Consider the following 23,959-nt stretch of genomic DNA (forward strand, 5'->3'; position numbering starts at 1 on the left):
GGCGATTGTGCCGCCCCCCGACGGGTGCGTGCTCACAGGCTCAATTCCGGATGGAGGTCCTTCATCCGCACCACCTGGCGGCCGCGCGCCGTCAGGGACGTCAGCGCGAGCGCCCCCGCGGTGAACGCCAGCAGCACCACACTGCCCTGCCATACGGGCGCGAGATCGCCGCCCGTGATGAGCCGGCGCAGCCCCTCCACGATGTAACTCATCGGCAGATACGGGTGGATGGCGGCGAAGAAGCCGGGGCTGGTCTGCACCGGGTAGGTACCGCCCGCCGAGGTCAGCTGGAGCATCAGCAGCGCCAGCACCAGGATCCGCCCGGCCGGGCCGAACTGCGCGTTCAGCCACTGAACGATTGCCGAGAAGCACGCCGTGACCAGGACGAGGAAGCCGATCGTGCCGGCCGCCCGCACCATCTCCAGGCCGAGCGCGAAGTGCAGTACGGACATCAGCGCCGCGGTCTGCAGCACCCCCACACCGAACACCGGCAGCCACCCGGACAGCGCCACCCGCCAGGAGGACGCGCCCATCGCCAGCGCCCGCCGGTTGAGCGGCTGGATCAGCATGTACGCCACCATGGCGCCGACCCACAGGGACAGCGGGATGAAGTACGGGGCGAATCCGGTGCCGTAGTTCGGCGCCTTGTGGGCCGCGTCCGAGGACAGCTGCACCGGGTCGGACATGACCAGGGTGTGGGCGTCGCGGTCCTTCTTGCCGTAGTCGGGGATCTGCTTCGCCCCGTCGTGCAGCCCGCCGGCCAGCTTCTGCGAACCGTCGGAGAGCTTGAACATGCCGCCGTTCAGTGTCTGCGCACCGTCCTTGAGCCTGCCCACACCGGAGTCGAGGTCGCCGATCCCGGCCGCCGCGCGGCCCGTACCGTTGTGCAGCCGGTGCGCACCGTCGTTGAGCGTGTCCGCGCCGGCGGCCAGCCGGGCATTGCCGGCGGCCAGTTTGCGCGCCCCCGACGACACCTTGTGCGCCCCGTCGTTCAGATCGTTGATCTTCTTGACCGCGGCGTCCATGTCGGCGCCCAGGGTGGGCCCGCGCTGCGCCAGCTCGTTCGCCAGGGAGTGCAGCGTGTCCAGATCCCGGCCCAGTTGGTCGAGGTTCTCCTGGTCGTGGACGTACCCGCTGACCTCCTTGGCCTTGTCCGCCGCGGTGGCCGCCTCCTCCTTGAGCTGCTTCAGCTCTGCGCAGGAGGTGTCGAGCTGCACCCCACTCTCACAGCGCAGCCGGTAATAGGCGGCCATGTGGTCGGAGATCCCCCGGGAGAGCTTCGCTCCCGCGGAGGCCGCGGCGGGGAGCTTGTCCAGGTGGTCACGGACCGCCTGCGAACCGTCGGCGACGAGCTGCGCCGCCTCGCCGATCTCCTTGCCGTGCGCCCGGATGAAGGGCCCCACCTTGCCGACGACCCCGTTGACCTTGTCGGCCAGCTGCTGGGTGCCCTGCGCCACCTGCCCGGAACCGTCGGCCAGTTGGCGCGAGCCGTGGGCGGCGGTCCCGGCTCCCCGGGCGAGATCGGAGCTGCCCCGGGAGAGCCGCCCCGCGCCCGCGTCGAGGTCGCCCAGGCCGGTGACCAGCTTGCCGCTGCCGTTCTTCGCGGTGCCCAGGCCGTCGGCCAGCTTGCCCGTGCCGTGCTTGGCCTGACCGATGCCGTCCTCGAGCCGGTCGGCGCCGTCCGCGGCCTGTTCGGTCTTGCCGTGCAGCGTCGAGAAGGAGACAAAGATCTTGTTGAGGAAGGTGCGCGACGACTTCGTGGAGGCCGCGGAGCGCACCTCGGAGAACACCGTCCGGGAGATCTGCCCGACGATGTAGTTGTTCGCGTCGTTCGTCCGCACCTTGAGGGCGCCGGTTTCGGGATGGTCCCCGGAGCTGGAGGCGATCCGCCGGCTGAAGTCCTTCGGGATGGACAGCGAGAGGTAGTACGAGCCGTCCTCCACGCCCCGGGCGGCCTCCTTGGCGTCCACCGGCCGCCAGTCGAAGGTGTGGCTGTCCCGCAGCCCCGAGACGATGCTGTCGCCCGCCGAGATCCGCTTCCCGTCAACGGCCGCGCCCGTGTCCTCGTTGACCAGCGCGACCGGAATCTTGTCCAGCCGCCCGTACGGGTCCCAGAAGGACCACAGGTAGAGCGCGCCGTACAGGAGCGGCAGCAGCAGGAGGGCGGCCAGTGCGGCGCGCGGCAGCTTCCCCCGGCCGAACCGCTTCAGCTCAAGCGCGGCCAGTTTCGGCGAGCGCATCGGCCGCCCCCTCCTCGTCGTCGTGCCCGTCGGCGGCGGGAGTGCCGGCCGGTGTGCTGTCCGTGTTGTCCGCGCTGCCGGTACCGTCCGATCCGTACGGGCCGCTCTGGCTGCCCGTACGCACCAGCACCACATCCGCGTCGCCCTCCGGCGGCTCGCTGCACACCGCGAGCACCGTGGTGCCGGCCGCCGCGAGGCCGTGCAGCATCTTCCAGGCCGCGGCGCGCTCGTCGGCGGACAGCTTCAGATCGGTGTCGTCGACGGCCAGCAGCCGGGGGCCGCCGATCAGCGCGAGCGCCACGGACAGCCGCAGCGCCTCCAGCCGTTCCAGGTCGCGCACGGACGTACGGATCCCCTTGGGCAGCGTCTCCAGGTCGAGGCCGGCCGCCGACAGCGCGGCGTCCACCAGGGCGCGGGCCGCGGCCCTGCGCTCCTGCCGCGGCCGCAGCAGCGCCCGCAGCGATCCGCCGAACCGGCCCTGCAACAGGGCGCGTTCCCGCAGATGCTCGCCCACGGTGAACGCCGGATCGAGCTCGGCGACCCCCGGCACATGGGCGAGCGCGGTGACGGACCGGACCGCGGCCTTCTTCTTCGGCAGCGGCAGTCCGTCGACCTCGGCGGTGCCCGCGGCGGACTTCATCCGGCCGGTGAGCGCGAGCAGCAGACACGTACGGCCCGAGCCCGAAGGGCCCTGTATGGCGATCAGTGAGCCGGGCCCGGCGGTGAAGTCGATGTTCCGGAACGCCCATCCGCGGGGGCCCTTGACCCCGAATCCCGCGGCCGTGACCGCCGCCCCGTGCGGGGTGCTGTCCACGATCCCCTCCCTTGAACTGACTGGTCAGTTCAAAAAGTATGCCGCACCCCACCCCCCGTTCCGCAAGGGGATGTCGGGAATCCGTTCCCGCGCCTGCGCGGGCGAACCCGTCCCCTTTCCGACGAAAGTGCAGGTCAGTGTCGATTGTCAGTGGTGCACGTCACGATGGGCTCATACGGTCCGAATCGGCATTCGGTCCCGAACCGGCATGCGACGACAGGAGGTTCGTCATGGCAGCTCGTCCCGACAGGGGCAGCTCCGCTGCGTACGGTCCCCCGAGCGATGTCCACCCCGTCCTGCGGCGGGCGACCGCACCACCCGCCGCACTCGACCTGCTCACCCAGGCCCAGCAGGGCCTCGACGAAGCACAGACCCTCGAAACCCCCAACGAGCAGTTCGCCACGGCCCATCTGGCCGCGCTGCGCACCGCCGCCGCCGTCCTCGCCGTCCGCGGCCGGCCGGAGACCACCGTGCGCCGCAGGCAGCGTATCCGCAGCGCCTGGGAGGTGCTGCCCGAGGTCGCGCCCGAACTGGCCGAGTGGAGCGCCCTGTTCGCCGCCGGCGCCGCCCGCCGCGCGAAGGCCGAGGCCGGTATAGCGGGCGCGGCCAGCCGCCGTGACGCCGACGATCTCGTGCGCGACGCCGCCATGTTCCTGCGCCTGGTGGAGCGGATGCTGCTCCTCCAGCCCTCACTGCCACCCCAGCGGGCGGGGTGAGGAGCGACTGAGCCGGGGAGGCGGAGGAGGCGGAGGTGGAGGAGGCGGAGGTGGAGGAGGGGAGTGGGGTGGGGGCGGGGCCCGGACCCGCCGTCCCGCCGGGCGCCACGTTCGCTCCGGGCGGCTCCGCAGGCGGCGGACGGCGCGGGACGGAATAGGGTGGTGGACGCCTAGACGTTCATGCCCCCGCCGAGGAGCCACCCGCCGTGTCTGACCCGCTGCGCCCGCGCGCATCCCTTCGTACCGCCGTGGTCTGGGAGGTCCTCAAGGACGCCCTGGAGCGCCGGGTCAAGGCCGCCGGCCGCGACGCCCTGGACGTCCTCGACACCGGCGGCGGCACCGGCAACTTCGCCGTGCCGGTCGCCCGCCTCGGCCACCGCGTCACGGTCGTCGACCCCAGCCCCAACGCCCTCTTCGCCCTGGAGCGCCGTGCCGCGGAGGCGGGCGTCGCCGACCGGGTACGCGCGGTCCAGGGCGACGCCCACGGCCTGTTCGACGTCGTCGAGCGCGGCGGCTACGACACCGTGCTCTGCCACGGCGTGCTGGAGTACGTCGACGACCCGGCCGAGGGCGTCCGCAACGCCGTCGACGCGCTGCGCCCGGCCGGTACCCTCAGCCTGCTCGCGGCCGGTCTGGGCGGCGCCGTTCTCGCACGCGCCCTCGCGGGCCACTTCACTGAGGCCCGCCAGGCCCTCACCGACCCGGCCGGACGCTGGGGCGAGGGCGACCCGGTGCCGCGCCGTTTCACCGCCGAGCAGCTCACCGAGCTGGTGTCCGCCACCGGCCTGGAGGTCGGCGCGGTCCACGGTGTACGTGTCTTCGCCGACCTGGTCCCCGGGGTGCTCGTGGACACCGAGCCGGGCGCCATGGAGGCCCTGCTGAAGCTCGAGGCGGCCGCCGCCGAACAGCCCGCGTTCCACTCCGTGGCCACCCAGCTGCACGTCCTCGCGGAGCGCGACTGACCCACGCGGCTCACGCGACTACCGCGTGCAGTCGGCCACAGACCACCCGATCAGCCCCTTCGCCCCGTATGATCGGGGTACGACGTTCCGGCATGACGGATAGGCGGGTGGGGAATGCAGGCAGCATCACCACCGGTCGCCGTGGCGGCCCGGACAGTGAACTGGCGTCGAGGGGCGGGTTTCACGGGGGCGATTCCCTGCCTATCCTGAAAGGGTCGCACCCCGGTCGCCCCCCGCGACCGACGAGTAGGAGGACTCCGTGCCGCTCTCGGAGCACGAGCAGCGCATGCTCGAGCAAATGGAGCGAGCGCTGTACGCCGAAGATCCCAAGTTCGCGACAGCGCTTGAGGGAAGCGGGCTGCGTACGTACACCCGGCGACGGGTCTACCAAGCGGTCGCGGGCTTCCTGGTGGGTATCGCCCTGCTCATGGCCGGCATGGTCGCGCAGCAGATCTGGATCAGTGTGGTGGGCTTCCTCGTCATGCTCGGCTGCGCCGTGCTGGCGGTCACCGGCTGGCGCAAGGCTCCCAAGCCCGGTGAGCAGCAGTCCGGTGCGGGTGCCGGAGGTGGCACAGGTGCCCCGGCGCGCCGTCAGGCCAGGCAGCGGCGCTCGATGATGAACCGTATCGAGGACCGCTGGCAGCGGCGCAGGGACGAACAGCAGGGCCACTGAGCGACGACGGGCCCGTGGGATTTCCTCGAGCCCGTCGAGAGCGTGGTCTTGGGCGAATCTCTCGCGCCCTCCGGAGACGTTTCTTTTCGTCGTTCTTCCAGTTGCGGCTTGCGGCGCTTTGCGTCACTCTTTCCCGCCGAATTTTTGACGATGCAGTTCGCCGTCTCCGGCCCGCAGTTCGTCCTCCGGTGGGCCCGATGCTTCTCCGCTGATTCCCGGCCTGCGGTGCGCAACGGCGTGCTCCGTCGGCGCCGGAAGGCAAAAGGTGCTGGGGCCGCCCGATTCTGTCGGGCGGCCCCAGCACTTTTCTCGTGTTTTCATGCCGCGTGGTCATGCCCGCCGCGGGCCCGGCCGGAGGGCGGCCAGCGCGCGCCGTGCCGCGGCCACCGGGCGGCTGGTACGGCACCGGAGCAGCAGCGCCGACCAGCGGGCCGACCAGGCCCAGCGGAGCCGGGCCGCGGAGCGCGGGGCGAGCTGGGCACGCAGCCGCAGACCACGGCTGGCGCCGGCCCGCAACCCGGCCCGTACCTGCTGTACGTCCAGGGCGAGTCCGGACACCGGCTGCGGTTGCGGGGCGTACAGGATCTGCTCGACCGCCGCCGCCGCTCTGCGGGCGGCAGCGGCGGGCTCCGGTTGCAGATCTCCGATGCGGATGATGCGCTCGGCGGCCTTGCGCGGGGTCAGTGACTCGTCCGGCAGGATGCCGAAGTCCCAGGCGGTGTCCAGCAGCTCCCGCCAGGCGGCGAGGGTGCCCGCGGCCGTGTCGCCGTCCGGACCCGCCAGTCGTCCGGAGCGTATGCGCAGGCGCCACAGCAGCGGGCCCGCGGGCAGCAGCAGGACGAGCGCCCCGGCCAGGGCTATGAGGGCGATCGTCCAGGGGGACGAGCCGCCGTCCGGCGGGCCGCTGCCGGACTCCGCGGGCAGCGAGACGCAGGCCTTACCGGAGCCGGACCGTTGCTCATCGGGGCCACAGGACGGGGCGGCCGACGGGTCCTCCGAGGGGGCCGTGGACCGGGAGGGCGCGGGGTCCGGGCTGCCCGGGTCGGGTGTGTCCGGGGTGTCGGGGTACGCGTAGTCAGGGATGCTGCCGCGGCTCGGGGTCGGTTCGAAGCGGGTCCAGCCGATGCCCTGGAAGTACAGCTCGGGCCAGGCGTGCGCGTCCTTGAGACCGACCGAGGTCGTGCCGTCGGGCTGCTTGGTGCCGGGGGTGAAACCGACCGCTACTCGGGCCGGGATGCCCAGCGTCCGAGCCATCGCCGCCATGGAGAACGAGAAGTGGACGCAGAAGCCCTGCTTCTGCCGCAGGAAGCGCGCAATGGCCTCGGAACCGCTGCCGGCCCGGACGTCCGTGTTGTAGCTGAAGCCGCCGTTGAGCGCGAACCAGTCCTGGAGTTTGACGGCCTTGGCATAGGCGGTCGGGGCGCTCCGGGTGACCTGGCGGGCGGTGTTCCGGACGACCTGGGGCAGCGAGCGCGGGACCTTGGTGTACTCGCGCAGCAGGTCGGCGGGTGGCGCGGGGGCGTTGGCCAGCTGCTGGGACGTGGGCCGGACCTGAAGGCTCTCGACCTGGTACTGCAGGCCGTGGGTGTTCTGTCCGCGGTCCCCGACGAGCGTGCGGCCCTGGGGCTCGAAGCGCCAGCGCCCGGAGATGTCGACCTTGGACGCCGGGTAGGGGAGCGGCAGCCAGTTCTGGGCGTACCACTCGGCGGTCGAGATCGAGGTGTTGACGCGGTTGAGGTCGACCGAGGAGCTGAGGCCGGGCGGTCCCGGCAGCCGCTCGGGGACGTCCGTGACCGTGCGCTCGGACGGCTTCCAGGTCGTGCCGTCGAACTGGTCGAGGGCGACGATCCGCAGATACAGATCGCGGGTGTCGGCGGCGGTCGTGCGGTAGTTGAGGACTTCCTTGTCCTCGGGCTGGTTGAGGCTGTCCTGCAGCGACACCAGGGGGTTCACCGCGGAGATCGTGCCGCCTCCGCCGCCGGGGCCCGTACCGCTGCCGGAGGTGCCGAACAGCCCGCCGCCGAGAGAGGGCAGCAGGGCGGGCACCACCAGGGCGATCCCGAGGACCAGCGCACCGATCCGGCGGCCCGTACGGACCGGGGCCAGGGCGGAGCCGCCGAGGGCGGCGAATCCCTGTCCGCGGCCCGGCGGCCCCGCTGCGCCGCCCACCCCGCCGAACACCCGGCCCCACTGGGAGAGCCGGTCACGCCCCTCGGCCAGCAGGAGCAGCAGATAGCCGGCCGCCGCGATCAGGAACCGCAGCCACCCCGCGCCGCCCTGGGACAGCCCCGCCGCGACCGAGTAGAGCGCGAGCAGCGGCAGTCCGGCGGGTGCGGCGCTGCGGTAGGTGACCGCCAGCGCGTCCACGATCAGGCCGATCACCAGCACGCCGGCGATCAGCAGCAGCCGGATGCCGGGGGTGACGGGAGCGGGGCTGGCGTACCGGCCGACGTCTCGTACACCGGCCTGCACCAGCCGGCTGAATTCCGCCAGGGCGTCCGGTCCCGGCAGCAGGCCGAGGATCGCCTCGCCCGGAGTGAAGAGCAGGGTCATCAGCAGCACGCAGGCCAGGGCCTGGGCGCCGATGACCAGCGGTCCGGCCAGGGGGGCCCGGCGGGCGGCCGCGCCCACTCCCGTCACGAGGGCCAGCAGGACCGCCGCCTGGATCAGCCAGCTGATCGGTTCCACCAGTGGCAGCAGTGCGCCGGCGGCACACAGCGTGGCCACCGCCGCACACAGCGCCAGCCGCGCCCGGCCGCTCATGCCTGTGCCTCACTTCGCTCGGGGCCGCCCGGGCAACGCCCGCGCCGGCCGCTGATCCGGCCGCGGGGGCAGCGCGCCCCCGGCCGTCCGTCCGCGAGCAGCCCCTCGTCCCTCAGCTGCCGCCCGTCCGTGATCCGCCCTCGGCTCACGCTCGCGTTCATGACCGGCCTCCCGCCACCGTCTCCGGGGCGCCCGTGCGCTCTCCGGCCGCGCGCCACAGGGCGGCGAGGGTGTCGCCGGGTGTCACCGGCAGCGCCGTCCAGCCGGCCTTCCGCAGCAGCCGCAGGCGTTCGGCCACCGGGACCTGGCCGTCGGAGAATCTGATGCCGCCGGGGCCCCGCGTCCAGGCGTCGCCGTCCAGGACGAAGGCGACGGCCGCGCCGCTGCGCTGCCGCATCCGCCCGGCGACCGCCGCCTGCTCCTCGTCCAGGTCGCCGAAGAAGGCGACCAGCAGTCCTTCGTTGCCCCCGCGCAGCACGTCGTACGCCGCCGACAGGCCCTCCTCCTCGGAGTGCTCCACGACGGCGAGGGTGTCCAGCAGCAGTCCCGCGGCGTCGGCGGAGTCGGTGCCGCCCGCGAAGCTGCCGGCGCCGTCGGGGCCGGGCACCGAGCTGCCGGTGTCGGTCAGCAGCCGCACCGAGAAGCCGCGCTCCAGCAGATGCACCGCGGTGGAGGCGGCGCCCGCCACCGCCCACTCGAAGGCAGAGTCGGGGCCCGAGCCCGGGTGGGCGGTCTCGCGGGTGTCGAGCAGGACCGTGCAGCGCGCCTTCTGCGGCTGCTCCTCCCTGCGGACCATCAGTTCGCCGTAGCGCGCGGTGGAGCGCCAGTGGATGCGGCGCAGATCGTCGCCGTGCCTGTAACCGCGAGGAATGACGTCGTCCTCCCCGGCCAGCGCCGGCGAGCGGTGCCGCCCGTCGCCGTACCCGGCGGCCTCGCCCGCCGGCCGCACCGCCGGCAGCGGTTCGACCCGCGGCACGACGGTCAGGGTGTCGGAGGCGCTGAACGAGCGGATCAGCTCGCACATCCCGAACGGGTCCGAGAGGCGCAGCTGCAACGGCCCCAGCGGATAGCGTCCGCGCAGGTCGGAGCGGACGCGGTAGGAGACCTCGCGGCGGCCGCCGGCCTCGACCCGGTCCAGGACGAAGCGCGGCCGGGGCCCGAGGACATACGGCACCCGGTCCTGGAGCATCAGTACGCCCGTCGGCAGCCGGGAGATGTTCTCCATCCGCAGCCGCACCCGGGATTCGGTGGCCGCGGGCACCCGGGCGGGGGCGAGCGTACGGCTGCCCGCGACGCGGTAGCGGGTGCGGTGCAGGACCAGGACGCACACCAGCGGGAGGGCGGCGAGCAGCAGACCGACCCGCAGCAGATCCGCCTGCCCGAGGAGGTAGGAGCACACCGTGGCGGCCATCCCGGCCGCCAGGAACGACCTGCCCCGTGTCGTCAGCCCCCCGAGGGCCGCCCGCCAGCCGTCCCGTTCCGGAGTGCCCTCGCTCCCCCCGTCGGACATCACAACCCCCGTACGCCGGGCGGCTGCTGGCCGGGTGTCCGCCACGGCTGTGCGGACGGTTCGGGAACCGGGACGCGCTGCAGGATCTCCAGCACGATCTGCTCGGCCGTACGGCGGTTCAACTGGGCCTGGGCGGTGGGCAGCAGCCGGTGCGCGAGCACCGCCACCGCCAGCGACTGGACATCGTCCGGGAGGGTGTACTCCCGCCCCTGGAGCGCGGCCGAGGCCTTGGCGGCGCGCAGCAGATGCAGGGTCGCCCGCGGTGAGGCGCCGAGCCGCAGCTCGGGGTGGCTGCGGGTGGCCACCACCAGATCGACGGTGTACCGGCGCACCGCTTCGGCGACATGGACCGTGCGCACCGCGTCGATCAGCTTCACGATCTCGTGGGCGTGCGCGACCGGCTGGAGGTCGTCGAGCGGCGAGGCGCCGCCGTGCACATCCAGCATCTGCAGCTCGGCCGCCGGGCTGGGGTAGCCGATCGACACCCGTGCCATGAAGCGGTCGCGCTGCGCCTCGGGGAGCGGGTACGTGCCCTCCATCTCCACCGGGTTCTGGGTGGCGACCACCATGAACGGGTCGGGCAGTTCGTAGGTCTGCCCGTCCATCGTGACCTGACGCTCCTCCATGGACTCCAGGAGCGCCGACTGGGTCTTGGGCGAGGCGCGGTTGATCTCGTCGCCGATCACGATCTGGGAGAAGATCGCGCCGGGCTTGAACTCGAAGTCCCGCTGCTGCTGGTCGAAGATGCTGACGCCGGTGATGTCGGAGGGCAGCAGGTCGGGCGTGAACTGGATGCGCCGCACCGAGCAGTCGATGGAGCGGGCCAGCGCCTTGGCGAGCATGGTCTTGCCGACGCCGGGCACATCCTCGATGAGCAGATGTCCCTCGGCCAGCAGCACGGTCAGCGCGAGCCGTACGACCTCCGGCTTGCCCTCGATCACTTCCTCCACCGACCGGTGAACCCGCTCCGCGGTGGTGGTCAGATCGCTGAGGCTCGCTCGTTCGTCATACGTCGTCACTCGGCCCTCCTCGGCCCCGTACTACGGGCCGATGCCCCCTCTGCGGACCCGGCCCACCCCGAAAGTGCGCATCGCGCCCGGCCGGGGCCGGGACGACGGCACCTACGCATTCTTGCTGCCCGCGCGGCTTCGCGTCATGACCTGTGGATAACTCACAACGTTATCCCCCGGCCTTCCCGGCGAACCCGGCATTCCGGGCGGGATCCGGGCGCCGGGACGGCCGGGGCGGGGTCAGTTCTGCGGGTCGATCTCCCGCAGCAGGCCGGTCGTCACGTCGAAAACGAAGCCGCGGACGTCATCGGTGTGCAGGAGGAAGGGGGAGGTGCGCACCCGCTGCATGGACTGCCGTACGTCCTCGTCGAGATCCTTGAACGCCTCGACCGCCCAGGTGGGGCGCTGTCCGACCTCGGCCGCCAGCTCGTGGCGGAAGTCCTCGGTCAGGCTGAGCAGACCGCACCCGGTGTGGTGGATGAGGACGACGGAGCGGGTGCCGAGCGCCCGCTGGCTGATCGTCAGGGAGCGAATGATGTCGTCGGTGACCACCCCGCCGGCATTGCGGATGGTGTGGCAGTCGCCGAGTTGGAGGCCGAGCGCGGCGTGCAGGTCGAGCCGGGCGTCCATACAGGCCACGACGGCGACATTGCGGACGGGCCGGGCGTCCATCCCGGGGTCGGTGAAGGCGGCGGCATAGTGCTTGTTCGCCTCGACGAGACTGTCGGTGACCGTCTCACCGGAGCGCACGGCGGAACCGTCGGCGGAGGGGGGCAGCGGTTGCGACGCAGGTATGGGCATGGATTCAAGGTAATAGGCGGCGGCCTTTTCGGCTGCATGAGAGGTCGGGCATAGGGGTCATCATCACTCCTTGTGAGGTAACCCACAGGTCTGACCGTCTCGCCGCCGTCCGGGTGAGAAGCCCGCGGCAAAGGCGGCGGGAAAGCCGTCGCAGGACGCGCGGAACCGGTTGATTGACCGGGGCAGCCGGTGGACTAAAGTGGCGCGAAGTGGGAGGCGTGACGCTCTCCTTGGATACCGAATTCCTCGCGTGCGCGCATCGTACGTACGGCTCGGCCTCCTCCCGCTCCCATGGTCTTCCGACGTCACTTCCCCGTCGCCGGAGGGCCACTTCCCCTTCAGAGCGGGCGGGGACCAAGCGGTACGTGCGGCATCCCCCAGCCAGCGGCCGGGGCCCCACCTGCCGCCCAGCCCATCGGAAGGCACATGAGCGAGCGTAGCGAGCGAATCAGGAAGAGGTGCGCGCTCTGCCGAGGCAGGCGGGCCGAGCGCGGCGAGGTCCTGGCATGAACAGCAGCACCCGCCACGTACCCGTCATGCTCCAGAGGTGTCTGGACCTGCTCGCGCCCGCGCTCGCCGAGCCCGGTGCGGTCGTCGTCGACTGCACGCTCGGCCTCGGAGGGCACAGCGAGGCACTGCTGTCCACCTTCCCGGCGGCCCGGCTCATCGCCCTCGACCGCGACCCGTCCGCCCTGAAGCTGGCGGGCGAGCGGCTCGCCCCGTACGGAGACCGTGCCACCCTGGTGCACGCCGTCTACGACGAGCTCCCCGAGGTCCTCGACCGGCTCGGGACCCCGCGCGTCCAGGGCGTGCTGTTCGACCTCGGCGTCTCCTCCATGCAGCTCGACGAGGCCGACCGCGGCTTCGCGTACGCGCAGGACGCCCCGCTGGACATGCGGATGGACCAGTCGACCGGCATCAGCGCCGCGGATGTCCTCAATACCTACGCGCCCGGTGAGCTGGTCCGGATCCTGCGCTCCTACGGGGAGGAGAAGCAGGCCAAACGGATCGTCGAGGCCGTCGTCCGCGAGCGCGCCAAGGAGCCGTTCACCAACAGTGCGCGGCTGGTCGAGCTGATCCGTGACGCGCTGCCGCAGGCCGCCAAGCGCACCGGCGGCAACCCCGCCAAGCGCACGTTCCAGGCGCTGCGCATCGAGGTCAACGGGGAGCTGGCGAGCGTGGAGCGGGCCGTCCCGGCCGCCGTGCAGGCGCTCGCGGTCGGCGGCCGGATCGCCGTGCTCGCCTACCACTCGCTGGAGGACCGCCTGGTCAAGCAGGTCTTCGCGGCCGGCGCGGCCAACACGGCGCCGCCCGGGCTGCCGGTGGTCCCCGAGCGCTACCAGCCCCGGCTCAAGCTGCTGACCCGCGGCGCCGAACTCCCCACGGAGGAGGAGATCGCCGAGAACCGCCGGGCCGCGCCCGCCCGGCTGCGCGGCGCGGAGCGCATCCGCGAGAACGTCGAGGACACCGCATGAAAGGCCAGGGGCCGCGCGGCAGACAGAAACGCCTCGCCGCGCTGTTCCCCTCCGGCGCGGGTGCCCGCGGCACCGCGGCCCGCACCCCCTTCGTGCTCCTCATCGTCGTCCTCCTCGGCTCCGGCCTGATCACGCTGCTGCTGCTGAACTCCGCCCTCAACCAGGGGTCGTTCGAGCTCAGCAAGCTGGAGAAGCAGACCGAGGAGCTGACGGACGAGCAGCAGGCGCTGCAGCAGGACGTGGACGCCTACTCGGCGCCGGGCGCGCTGGAGCGGCGCGCCCGGAAGCTGGGGATGGTGCCCGGCGGCACCCCGGTCTTCCTGCTCCCGGACGGCACGGTTCGCGGCCGGCCGAGCGTGGCCGGACCGACGGGGGCGCCGCTGAGCAGCTCCGCCGCGCCCTCGCCCCTCGGCGCCACCGCCCGTACCGCCCTGCCCCGTCCGGCGCTGCCGCCGGTCCCGGCCCTGGCCGGGGTGCTGGGCCCGGACAGCGCACCGGGCACCGAGGCGACATCGGCCGATCCGGCCACCCTGGTCTCCCCGGCCCCCTCGGCCGCCCCGGCGTCCCTGGCCTCGTCCGCCTCGCGTACCCCGTCCGGCAGCGCCGCCCCCACCGCACCCGCGCCCGCCCCCTTCCCGACGACCTCCGGCAGGTGAACGCGGCATGACCGAGCCCAGGGACCCTCGCCGGGTGCCGCGCCCCGCCCAGCGCGGGGGCCGGGCCGGCAGCGGCGCCGGCCGCCCGCCCGCCGCCAAGCGCCCCGCGCCCCGCCCCGGCTCCCGGCCCGGCCGGCCCCGGCCTGCCGCCCGCCCCGCGCGCCCCCGCCCCGGGACCCCGGTGCTCCGCCTCGGCAGCCCGCGCCCGCGGCTGCGGCTGGTCTCCCTCGGGCTGACGCTGATCATGCTGGTCTTCGTCGTACGGCTCTTCCAGGTGCAGGCCGTGGACGCCGGAGCGTTCGCCGCCAAGGCCAACGAGAACCGCTATGTACCCGTCAAGCTGGCCGCCGAGCGCGGCGCGATCACCGACCGCAACGGCGTGGACCTGGCCACCACCGTCGACGCGTACGACATCACCGCCGACCCGAGCCTGCTGGCCCCAGGGAAGACCAAGATCGACGATGCGCCGCAGCGGGCCGCCGCGCTGCTCGCCCCGATCCTCGGCGAGGACAAGGCCACCCTGGCCGAGAAGCTCGACCGGCCCGCGGCGCGCTACGCCCTGCTCGCCCGGCAGCAGACCCCGCAGGTCTGGAAGAAGATCAAGGACCTGCGCAAGACCCTCGACACCAAGGCGGCCGCCGCTCCCAAGAGCGCGCCCCGCCCCAACGTCCTGGTGGGGATCTTCGCCGACAAGCACAGCAAGCGCCTCTACCCCAACAAGAACCTCGCCGCCGGCGTGCTCGGCTTCGTCAACGGCGCCGGCAAGGGCGGCGGCGGCCTGGAGGCGCGCCTGGACAAGCAGCTGGCGGGCAAGGACGGCAAGCTCGTCTACGCCCAGTCCGGCGGCCGCCGGGTACCCACCGCCGACACCCAGGAGCACCCCGCCGTCCCCGGCAGCGACGTCGAGCTGACCCTCGACCGTGACATCCAGTGGGCGGCCCAGCAGGCCATCACCGAGCAGGTCGCCAAGTCACAGGCCGACCGCGGCTATGTCGTCGTCCAGGACACCCGCACCGGGGAGATCCTGGCGCTCGCCAACGCGCCCGGATTCGACCCCAACGAGGTGTCGAAGGCCGATCCGGAAGCGCTGGGCAATGCCGCGCTGTCCGACGCGTTCGAGCCGGGCTCCACCAGCAAGGTGATGTCGATGGCCGCCGTCCTGGAGGAGGGCGTCGCCACCCCGGCCACCCGGGTCACCGTGCCCAACCGGCTGCACCGGGGTGACCGGCTGTTCGCGGACGACGTCGACCACGAAACCTGGCATCTGACCCTCAACGGGGTGCTCGCCAAGTCCAGCAACATCGGCACGATCCTCGCGACCGGCCAGCTCGGCAAGACCCAGCCCGAGGCCAACCAGGTTCTCTACTCCTATCTGCGCAAGTTCGGGATCGGCAGGCCGACCGGGCTCGGCTTCCCCGGGGAGACCGACGGCATCCTGGCCAAGCCGCAGGACTGGAACACCTCGCAGCAGTTCACCGTCCCGTTCGGCCAGGGACTCTCCCTCAACGCCGTACAGGCCGCCTCCGTCTACTCCACGATCGCCAACGGAGGTGAGCGCATCGCCCCCTCACTGGTCCGGGGCAGCACCGGCCCCGACGGGCACTACGCACCGGCGCCCAAGCCCGCGAAGACCCGCGTGATCAGCCAGAAGACGGCGGCCACGCTCGCCACCATGCTCGAATCGGTGGTGGACGATGAAGAAGGCACCGGAGCGAAGGCGAAGATCGACGGCTACCGGGTCGGCGGCAAGACCGGCACCTCCAACCGGGTGGACCCCCGGACCGGCCGCTACCACGGCTACACCGCCTCGTTCGCCGGCTTCGCCCCCGCCGACAAACCCCGCATCACGGTCTACTGCGCCGTCCAGAACCCCACGACGGGCAGCTATTTCGGCGGCCAGGTCTGCGGCCCGATCTACCAGCAGGTCATGGCCTTCGCGCTGAAAACCCTCCAGGTCCCGCCGACCGGCGCCAAGCCCCCGCGGCTGCCGGTCACCTTCACGCCAGGCCAATGAAATCGAGGCAATTCCGCCGTGACGACCATCACCCCCGACGGCACCCCCGACGGCACCTCCACTCCGGGCAACTGTTCCTCCCCACGGCCCTCACTTCGCCCCGGGCCGGTGGTGCCCGGTACGCTCACCGCCGTGTCACACGCTGATCAGTCCCCGAAAGCCCAGCACGCCGAGAAGGGCGGTGCCGCTACCTATCCGGGAGCGCCGCGCCCTGAACGGGTCCGCCCCACCCCCCTGGCGGACCTGGCCGAGCAGCTGGGAAGCCCGGCCCCCGACGCCGGCCACCCCGGAGCTGCCGATGCCGCGCAGCCCGTGATGGTCACCGGCATCACCCATGACTCCCGGGCGGTCCGCCCCGGTGACGTCTACGCGGCGCTGCCCGGCGCCCGTCTGCACGGTGCCGACTTCGTCGCCCAGGCCGCCGATCTCGGCGCCGCGGCGGTCCTGACCGACCCCTCGGGTGCCGAGCGCGCCGCCGCGACCGGCCTGCCGGTCCTCGTCGTCGACAACCCGCGCGCGCGGATGGGCGCCCTGGCCGTCTCCATCTACGGAACGCCGGGCGAGGACCTCCTCCAGATCGGCATCACCGGCACCTCCGGCAAGACCACCACCGCCTACCTCATCGAGGGCGGGCTGCGGGCCGCGGCCGCCAAGCGCCCCGACGGGGGGCTGACCGGCCTGATCGGCACCGTCGAGACCCGTATCGGCGACGAGCGCATCAAGTCCGAGCGCACCACCCCCGAGGCCACCGACCTGCAGGCGCTCTTCGCGGTGATGCGCGAGCGCGGTGTCCGCGCGGTCGCCATGGAGGTCTCCAGCCACGCCCTGGTCCTCGGCCGGGTCGACGGCTGCGTCTTCGACGTCGCGATCTTCAACAACCTCAGCCCGGAGCACATGGAGTTCCACTCCGGGATGGAGGACTACTTCCAGGCCAAGGCCCAGCTCTTCACCAAGGCCCGCAGCCGCGCCGGCGTCGTCAATCTCGACGACGAGTACGGCAAGCGGCTGGCCGAGGGTGAGTCCGAGGTCCCGGTCACCACCTTCTCCGCCGAGGGCCACCCCGACGCCGACTGGCGGGCGTCCGACGTCGAGGTCGGCACGCTCGGCTCGACCTTCACCGTGCACGGCCCGGACGGCCGGACCCTGCGCGCCGCCTCCCCGATCGCCGGCCCGTTCAACGTCGCCAACGCGCTCGCCGCGATCGTCTCGCTGGTCGTCGCCGGTGTCGACCCGCAGACCGCGGCCGACGGTGTCGCCGCGGTGCCCGGCGTCCCCGGCCGCCTGGAGCGCATCGACGCCGGCCAGCCGTACCTGGCGGTGGTCGACTACGCCCACAAGACCGACGCCGTCGAATCGGTTCTGCGCGCGCTGCGCAAGGTCACCGACGGCAAGCTGCACGCCGTCCTCGGCTGCGGCGGCGACCGCGACCCCCACAAGCGCGCCCCGATGGGTGCCGCCATGGCCCGGCTCGCCGACACGGCCGTACTGACCTCCGACAACCCGCGCGGCGAGGACCCCCTCGCGATCCTCGCCACCATGCTCGCGGGCGCCGCGGAGGTCCCCATTCATGAACGCGGCACGGTGCTCGTCGAAGAAGAGCGCGCCGCCGCCATCGCCGCCGCCGTCGCCCGCGCCGAGCCCGGCGACACCGTGATCGTCGCGGGCAAGGGCCACGAGCAGGGCCAGGACATCGCCGGAGTGGTACGCCCCTTCGACGACCGCCAGGTACTGCGCGAGGCCATCGAGGCTTCCTTGAAGTCACCGCAGCCGAACCACCAGGGATGACACACCTCCATGCGCGCACAACCCTTTTACCGTCACCGCCCGCCCAGTACCGGGGGTGACCTGTGATCTCCCTGTCGCTCGCCGAGATCGCGAGCATCGTCGGAGGGCAGCAGCACGACATACCGGACGACGGCCGCCGGGTGACCGGACCGGTCGTGGCGGACTCCCGTGCGGTGGGCCCCGGCGCGCTGTTCGTGGCCTTCGCCGGTGACCGCGTCGACGGCCACGACTTCGCGTCCGGCGCCGTCGAGGCGGGCGCGGTGGCCGTACTGGCCGCCCGCCCCCTCGGCGTCCCCGCCATCGTCGTCGACGACGTGGTCGCCGCGCTCGGTGCGCTCGCCCGCGCCGTCGTCGCACGTCTGGGCACCACCGTCGTGGGCCTCACCGGCTCGGCCGGCAAGACCAGCACCAAGGACCTGATCGCCCAGCTGCTGCAGCGCCACGGCCCGACGGTCTGGCCCGAGGGGAACCTCAACAACGAGATCGGGCTGCCGCTGACCGCGCTGCGCGCCGATGAGACCACCCGCCATCTCGTCCTGGAGATGGGCGCCCGCGGCGTCGGCCACATCCGCTACCTGGCCGGGCTGACCCCGCCGAGGATCGGTGTGGTGCTGAACGTCGGCAGCGCGCACATCGGCGAGTTCGGCGGCCGTGAGCAGATCGCCCTGGCCAAGGGCGAACTCATCGAGGCGCTGCCCCCGGCCGAGGACGGCGGGATCGCGCTGCTCAACGCCGACGATCCGTACGTCCGCGCCATGGCTCCGCGCACCAGGGCCCGCACGGTCCTGTTCGGTGAGGCCGCGGAGGCCGCCGTACGTGCCGAGAATGTCCGGCTCACGGAGCTCGGACAGCCTGCCTTCACGCTTCACACACCCTCCGGGTGCAGTGATGTGACCATGCGGCTGTACGGTGAGCACCACGTGTCGAACGCGCTCGCCGCGGCCGCCGTCGCCCATGAGTTGGGCATGCCCGTAGACGAGATCGCCACCGCGCTCTCCGAAGCCGGCACGCTCTCCCGCTGGCGTATGGAGGTCACCGAGCGCGCGGACGGCGTGCGGGTCGTCAACGACGCCTACAACGCGAACCCCGAGTCCATGCGAGCGGCGCTGCGTGCGCTGGTCGCCATGGGCGCAGCCGGCAAGGCGACGGGCGCGCGTACGTGGGCGGTGCTCGGTGAGATGGCCGAGCTGGGCGAGGAGTCACTCGCCGAACACGACGCGGTCGGACGGCTGGCCGTCCGGCTCAACGTCAGCAAGCTCGTGGCAGTCGGCGGCAGGGAAGCGGCCTGGCTCGACATGGGCGCCAAGAACGAGGGTTCGTGGGGTGAGGAGTCGGTGCACGTGTCCGACGCGCGGGCGGCGGTCGACCTGTTGCGCAGCGAGCTGCAGCCGGGAGATGTCGTGCTGGTGAAGGCGTCCAGGTCGGTGGGGCTGGAGCGGGTCGCCGCAGCTTTGCTGGACGAGGGCATGCTGGGCGCTGCGGGCGCTGAGGGTGGAGCCGCGACCCGATGAACTCGATGAAGCAGATCCTCTTCTCCGGAATGATCGGGCTCTTCCTGACCCTGATCGGCACCCCGCTGCTGATCAAGCTGCTGGCCAAAAAGGGATACGGGCAGTTCATCCGCGATGACGGCCCGCGGACCCACGGCAGCAAGAAGGGCACGCCCACCATGGGCGGTATCTCCTTCATCCTGGCCACGATCATCGCCTACGCCGTGACAAAGGTGATCACCTCCAGCGATCCGACCTTCTCGGGTGTGCTGGTGCTCTTCCTCTTCGCGGGCATGGGCCTGGTCGGGTTCCTCGACGACTACATCAAGATCGTCAAGCAGCGCTCGCTGGGCCTGCGGGCCAAGGCCAAGATGGCCGGCCAGCTGATCGTCGGTATCGCCTTCGCCGTGCTGTCGCTGCAGTTCGCGGACCTGCGCGGGCAGACCCCGGCGTCCGACCGGCTCTCCTTCACCCAGGACTTCGGCTGGCAGATCGGCCCGGTGATCTTCGTGATCTGGGCGCTGTTCATGATCCTGGCGATGTCCAACGGCGTGAACCTCACCGACGGCCTCGACGGCCTCGCCACCGGCGCCTCGGTGATGGTCTTCGGCGCGTACACCTTCATCGGCATCTGGCAGTACCAGGAGTCGTGCGCCAACCAGATCACCGCCGGACCGGGCTGTTACGAGGTCCGCGATCCGCTCGACCTCGCGGTCGTGGCCTCCGCGCTGATGGGCGCCTGCTTCGGCTTCCTGTGGTGGAACACCTCGCCCGCCAAGATCTTCATGGGCGACACCGGCTCGCTGGCCCTGGGCGGCGCGCTGGCCGGCCTGGCCATCTGCTCCCGTACGGAGCTGCTGCTCGCCATCCTCGGCGGTCTCTTCGTCCTGATCACCATGTCCGTGGTGATCCAGGTCGGATCGTTCCGGCTGACCGGCAAGCGGGTCTTCCGTATGGCGCCACTCCAGCACCACTTCGAACTCAAGGGGTGGTCGGAAGTCCTTGTGGTGGTCCGGTTCTGGATCATCCAGGGCATGTGCGTCATCGTGGGACTCGGCATCTTCTACGGCGGCTGGCAGGCAGCAAAGTGACCACGCACGGCCCGGCGGACTTCGCCGGTCAGCACATCACCGTCGCCGGCCTCGGCGTGAGCGGCATCAGTGCCGCCCGCGCCCTGGCCGGCCTCGGCGCCCATGTCACCGTCGTGGACGGTGGCGACGGCGACAAGCAGCGGGCCACCGCCCGTGAGCTGGTGGAGCAGGGGATCACCGTCCGCCTCCGCGACGGGGAGACCCTCCCCGAGGGCACCGGCCTGGTCGTCACCTCTCCCGGCTGGAAGCCGGACAGCCCCCTGTTCGCGGCGGCCGCGGCGGCCGGTGTGGACGTGGTCGGCGATGTCGAGATCGCCTGGCGGCTGCGCGGGCCGGACGCCGCGGCCTGGCTCGGGGTCACCGGCACCAACGGCAAGACCACCACCGTGCGGATGCTGGCCTCGATCCTGGCCGCCGAGGGCCTGCGCACCATGGCGGTCGGCAACATCGGCACCCCGATCATCGATGTCGTCCTGGGGCAGGGCAAGGACGGCGAGCCCTCCTATGACGTGCTGGCCGTGGAGCTCTCCAGCTACCAGCTGCACTGGGCGCCGTCGCTGCGCGCGCACTCCGCCACGGTCCTCAACCTCGCCCCCGACCACCTCGACTGGCACGGCTCCATGCAGGCGTACGCCGCCGACAAGGGCCGGATCTACGAGGGCAACACCGTCGCCTGTGTCTACAACGTGGCCGACAAGGCGACCGAGGACCTGGTGCGCGAGGCCGACGTCGAGGAGGGCTGCCGGGCCATCGGCTTCACCCTCGGCACCCCCGGCCCCTCCCAACTCGGCGTCGTCGACGGCATCCTCGTCGACCGCGCCTTCGTGGAGAACCGTCAGCAGCAGGCCCAGGAGCTCGCCGAGGTCTCCGACATCGCGCCCGGCTCCGGGACCCCCGCCCCGCACAACATCGCCAACGCCCTCGCGGCGGCGGCGCTGGCCCGTGCCTTCGGCGTCCGTCCCGCCGCCGTACGCGACGGACTGCGCGCCTTCCACCCGGAAGCGCACCGCATCCAGCACATCGCGGAGCGCGACGGCGTCACCTACATCGACGACTCCAAGGCCACCAACACCCACGCCGCCGAGGCGTCGTTGGCGGCGTACGAGCACATCGTGTGGATCGCCGGCGGCCTCGCCAAGGGCGCGACCTTCGACGAGCTGGTGCAGAAGTCGGCGGCCCGGCTGCGCGGGGCGGTGCTGATCGGCGCCGATCGGGCGCTGATCCGGGAAGCCCTGGCGCGACACGCCCCCGATGTCCCGGTGGTCGACCTCGACCGGACCGACACTGGGGCGATGCCCGAGGCGGTCCGGGAAGCGACCCGCCTGGCCGAGCCCGGCGACACCGTCCTGCTGGCTCCGGCCTGTGCCTCGATGGACATGTTCGTCAACTACAACAAGCGGGGCGAAGCCTTCGCCGAGGCGGTCGGTGAGCTGACCGCACGGGATCACTAGACCGTTTCTCCCCGCTGTCGTCGTCAGCCGGCGGCGAGCGCACCTGTGGAGGGGACGAGGATGACGGCCCGATCGGCGAAGGCGGCCACACCGCGTCCGGTGCGCCGGCCCTCCACGGCGCGCAAGCCGCGCGGCGGCCGCACACCGGGCGGCCTCCGGGGGCTCCACACCCGGCTGAAACGGGCCTGGGACCGCCCGCTGACCGCCTACTACCTGATCCTCGGCGGCAGCCTGCTGATCACCGTCCTGGGCCTGGTGATGGTCTACTCGGCGTCCCAGATCAAGGCGCTGCAGTCCGGTCTGGCCCCGACGTACTTCTTCCGCAAGCAGCTGCTGGCCGCCGTCCTGGGCGGCGGGCTGCTGCTGGCCGCCTCCCGGATGAAGGTGCGGCTGCACCGCGGGCTCGCGTATCCGCTGCTCGCCGTCTCGGTGTTCCTGATGTGCCTGGTGCAGATTCCGGGCATAGGGGTCGCGGTCAACGGCAACCAGAACTGGATCAGCCTCGGCGGACCTTTCCAGATGCAACCGAGCGAGTTCGCCAAGCTCGCGCTGGTGCTGTGGGGCGCCGATCTGCTGGCCCGCAAACAGGACAAAAGGCTGCTGGTGCAGTGGAAGCATCTGCTGGTGCCGCTGATCCCGGTGGCGTTCCTGCTGCTCGGGCTGATCATGCTCGGCGGCGACATGGGGACCGCGATCATTCTCACGGCGATCCTTTTCGGGCTGCTGTGGCTGGCCGGGGCGCCGACCCGGCTGTTCGTGGGGGTGCTGGGCGCCGCCACACTGATCGGGGCGCTGCTGATCAAGACCAGCGCCAACCGGATGTCCCGGCTGGCCTGCATCGGAGCGACCGATCCGGGGCCCGGTGACCAGTGCTGGCAGGCCGTGCACGGCATCTATGCCCTGGCGTCCGGCGGATTCTTCGGTTCCGGCCTCGGTGCGAGTATGGAAAAATGGGGTGAACTCCCTGAACCGCACACCGACTTCATCTTCGCCATCACCGGGGAGGAACTGGGTCTGGCGGGGACGCTGTCGGTGCTCGCCCTCTTCGCGGCTCTAGGCTATGCGGGTATCCGCGTGGCCGGACGCACGGAGGACCCCTTCGTACGGTACGCCGCGGGAGGCGTGACCACCTGGATCACGGCCCAGGCCGTGATCAACATCGGTGCGGTGCTCGGCCTGTTGCCGATCGCCGGTGTCCCGCTCCCGCTGTTCTCCTACGGAGGCTCCGCCCTGCTGCCGACGATGTTCGCCATCGGGCTCTTGATCGCCTTCGCGCGTGACGAGCCCGCTGCACGGGCGGCGTTGGCCATGCGGCAGCCGGTCTTCGGCAGGAGGCAGGCTGGGGTGAGATGGAAGACGATGAGACGGCGCGTCAAGAAGCGGCCGTCCGGAGAGCGGTGAATTTCGGTGCATGTCGTACTCGCCGGTGGGGGGACCGCCGGCCACATCGAGCCCGCGCTCGCCCTCGCGGACGCACTGCGGAGGCAGGACCCCACCGTGGGGATCACGGCACTCGGTACGGAGAAGGGCCTGGAGACCCGCCTCGTCCCGGAGCGCGGCTATGAGCTGGGTCTGATCCCGGCCGTGCCGCTGCCGCGCAAGCCCACCCCCGAGCTGATCACCGTCCCCGGGCGGCTGCGCGGCACGATCAAGGCCGCCGAGCAGATCCTGGAGCGCACGAAGGCGGACTGTGTCGTCGGCTTCGGCGGCTATGTGGCGCTGCCCGGCTATCTGGCCGCCAAGCGGCTCGGGGTGCCGATCATCGTCCACGAGGCCAACGCCCGCCCCGGTCTGGCCAACAAGATCGGCTCGCGGTACGCCAAGTTCGTCGCCGTCAGCACCCCGGACAGCAAGCTGCGCGGTGCCCGCTATGTCGGCATCCCGCTGCGCCGCACCATCGCCACCCTGGACCGCGCCGCGGTCCGCCCCGAGGCGCGGGCCGCCTTCGGTCTCGACCCCAACCTCCCGACCCTGCTGGTGTCCGGTGGTTCCCAGGGTGCCCGCCGCCTGAACGAGGTCATCCAGGCCGCCGTTCCGGTCCTGCAGCGCGCCGGTATCCAGGTCCTGCACGCGGTCGGCCCGAAGAACGAACTGCCGCATGTGGACAACATGCCCGGGATGCCCCCCTATGTCCCGGTACCGTACGTGGACCGGATGGATCTCGCGTACGCCGCGGCCGACATGATGCTCTGCCGCGCGGGCGCAATGACCGTCGCCGAGTTGTCCGCCGTCGGGCTCCCGGCCGCGTTCGTCCCGCTGCCCATCGGCAACGGCGAGCAGCGGCTCAACGCCCAGCCGCTGGTCAACGCCGGCGGGGGCCTGCTGGTCGACGACGCCCAGCTGACCCCGGACTGGGTGCAGAACAGCGTGCTCCCGGTCCTGGCCGATCCGCACCGGCTGTACGAGATGTCGCGCGCGGCCTCCGAGTTCGGCCGCCGGGACGCCGACGAGCTGTTGGTCGGCATGGTGTACGAGGCGATCGCGCAGCACAACAAGTAGCGCACGAGA

General features: G+C 72.1%; 18 protein-coding genes. 12 read left to right on the forward strand and 6 right to left on the reverse strand.

What is annotated here, in order from left to right; genetic code table 11:
- Window positions 1–32: 32 nt before the first annotated feature.
- Window positions 33–2,240 (reverse strand): YhgE/Pip family protein, encoded by a 2,208-nt coding sequence (locus STRNI_RS30445; RefSeq protein WP_277412376.1) that lies wholly within the window; start codon window positions 2,238–2,240, stop codon window positions 33–35.
- Window positions 2,212–3,054, reverse strand: a complete 843-nt coding sequence (locus STRNI_RS30450; protein ID WP_277412377.1) for an ATP-binding cassette domain-containing protein — start codon at window positions 3,052–3,054, stop codon at window positions 2,212–2,214. Before STRNI_RS30450 ends, STRNI_RS30445 begins: the two co-directional genes overlap by 29 nt.
- Before the next feature lie 230 nt (window positions 3,055–3,284).
- On the opposite strand from STRNI_RS30450, the gene STRNI_RS30455 reads away from it, so the two are divergent.
- The 3 genes from STRNI_RS30455 to STRNI_RS30465 all read left to right on the forward strand — a co-directional run bounded on the left by STRNI_RS30455 (window position 3,285) and on the right by STRNI_RS30465 (window position 5,405).
- On the forward strand, window positions 3,285–3,770 hold the full coding sequence (locus STRNI_RS30455) for an SAV_6107 family HEPN domain-containing protein (RefSeq protein ID WP_159488551.1): 486 nt from the start codon (window positions 3,285–3,287) through the stop codon (window positions 3,768–3,770).
- 206 nt (window positions 3,771–3,976) lie between these two features.
- Window positions 3,977–4,732, forward strand: coding sequence for a methyltransferase (locus STRNI_RS30460; RefSeq protein ID WP_018090237.1), 756 nt, complete (start codon window positions 3,977–3,979; stop codon window positions 4,730–4,732).
- A 259-nt stretch (window positions 4,733–4,991) separates the two neighbouring features.
- Window positions 4,992–5,405 (forward strand): DUF3040 domain-containing protein, encoded by a 414-nt coding sequence (locus STRNI_RS30465; RefSeq protein WP_093645950.1) that lies wholly within the window; start codon window positions 4,992–4,994, stop codon window positions 5,403–5,405.
- 330 nt (window positions 5,406–5,735) lie between these two features.
- Here STRNI_RS30465 and STRNI_RS30470 read toward each other — a convergent pair whose 3' ends face one another.
- The 4 genes from STRNI_RS30470 to STRNI_RS30485 all read right to left on the reverse strand — a co-directional run bounded on the left by STRNI_RS30470 (window position 5,736) and on the right by STRNI_RS30485 (window position 11,489).
- A complete protein-coding gene (locus STRNI_RS30470; RefSeq protein ID WP_159488552.1) occupies window positions 5,736–8,168 on the reverse strand; it encodes a transglutaminase TgpA family protein in 2,433 nt (810 codons plus the stop codon).
- Between the two features lie 157 nt (window positions 8,169–8,325).
- Entirely contained in the window at window positions 8,326–9,678 is a 1,353-nt protein-coding gene (locus STRNI_RS30475; protein WP_026169739.1) for a DUF58 domain-containing protein, read from the reverse strand.
- Window positions 9,678–10,697 (reverse strand): AAA family ATPase, encoded by a 1,020-nt coding sequence (locus STRNI_RS30480; protein WP_018090241.1) that lies wholly within the window; start codon window positions 10,695–10,697, stop codon window positions 9,678–9,680. The genes STRNI_RS30475 and STRNI_RS30480 overlap by 1 nt, the downstream gene beginning before the upstream one ends.
- Window positions 10,698–10,928: 231 nt before the next feature.
- Entirely contained in the window at window positions 10,929–11,489 is a 561-nt protein-coding gene (locus tag STRNI_RS30485) for a beta-class carbonic anhydrase (RefSeq protein WP_018090242.1), read from the reverse strand.
- A gap of 506 nt (window positions 11,490–11,995) precedes the next feature.
- Between STRNI_RS30485 and rsmH the strand changes: the two genes are divergently transcribed.
- The 9 genes from rsmH (at window position 11,996) to murG (ending at window position 23,950) form a co-directional block, all read left to right on the forward strand.
- Complete coding sequence (gene rsmH, locus STRNI_RS30490) at window positions 11,996–12,964, forward strand: 16S rRNA (cytosine(1402)-N(4))-methyltransferase RsmH (protein WP_018090243.1); 969 nt, start codon at window positions 11,996–11,998, stop codon at window positions 12,962–12,964.
- Entirely contained in the window at window positions 12,961–13,620 is a 660-nt protein-coding gene (gene ftsL, locus STRNI_RS30495; protein ID WP_277412378.1) for a cell division protein FtsL, read from the forward strand. The genes rsmH and ftsL overlap by 4 nt, the downstream gene beginning before the upstream one ends.
- Window positions 13,621–13,627: 7 nt before the next feature.
- Window positions 13,628–15,634, forward strand: a complete 2,007-nt coding sequence (locus STRNI_RS30500; protein ID WP_277412379.1) for a peptidoglycan D,D-transpeptidase FtsI family protein — start codon at window positions 13,628–13,630, stop codon at window positions 15,632–15,634.
- Between the two features lie 18 nt (window positions 15,635–15,652).
- Entirely contained in the window at window positions 15,653–17,419 is a 1,767-nt protein-coding gene (locus STRNI_RS30505; RefSeq protein WP_018090246.1) for a UDP-N-acetylmuramoyl-L-alanyl-D-glutamate--2,6-diaminopimelate ligase, read from the forward strand.
- 62 nt (window positions 17,420–17,481) lie between these two features.
- Window positions 17,482–18,930, forward strand: coding sequence for a UDP-N-acetylmuramoyl-tripeptide--D-alanyl-D-alanine ligase (locus STRNI_RS30510; protein ID WP_018090247.1), 1,449 nt, complete (start codon window positions 17,482–17,484; stop codon window positions 18,928–18,930).
- 5 nt (window positions 18,931–18,935) lie between these two features.
- A complete protein-coding gene (gene mraY / locus STRNI_RS30515) occupies window positions 18,936–20,000 on the forward strand; it encodes a phospho-N-acetylmuramoyl-pentapeptide-transferase (RefSeq protein ID WP_026169741.1) in 1,065 nt (354 codons plus the stop codon).
- Window positions 19,997–21,451: a UDP-N-acetylmuramoyl-L-alanine--D-glutamate ligase gene (murD, locus tag STRNI_RS30520; RefSeq protein WP_277412380.1), complete on the forward strand. Its 1,455-nt coding sequence runs from the start codon at window positions 19,997–19,999 to the stop codon at window positions 21,449–21,451. The genes mraY and murD overlap by 4 nt, the downstream gene beginning before the upstream one ends.
- 60 nt (window positions 21,452–21,511) lie before the next feature.
- Entirely contained in the window at window positions 21,512–22,852 is a 1,341-nt protein-coding gene (gene ftsW / locus STRNI_RS30525; RefSeq protein WP_018090250.1) for a putative lipid II flippase FtsW, read from the forward strand.
- A 6-nt stretch (window positions 22,853–22,858) separates the two neighbouring features.
- Window positions 22,859–23,950, forward strand: a complete 1,092-nt coding sequence (gene murG / locus STRNI_RS30530) for an undecaprenyldiphospho-muramoylpentapeptide beta-N-acetylglucosaminyltransferase (RefSeq protein ID WP_018090251.1) — start codon at window positions 22,859–22,861, stop codon at window positions 23,948–23,950.
- Window positions 23,951–23,959 lie beyond the last annotated feature (9 nt).

The organism is Streptomyces nigrescens (assembly GCF_027626975.1).
GTDB classification, from domain to species: domain Bacteria; phylum Actinomycetota; class Actinomycetes; order Streptomycetales; family Streptomycetaceae; genus Streptomyces; species Streptomyces nigrescens.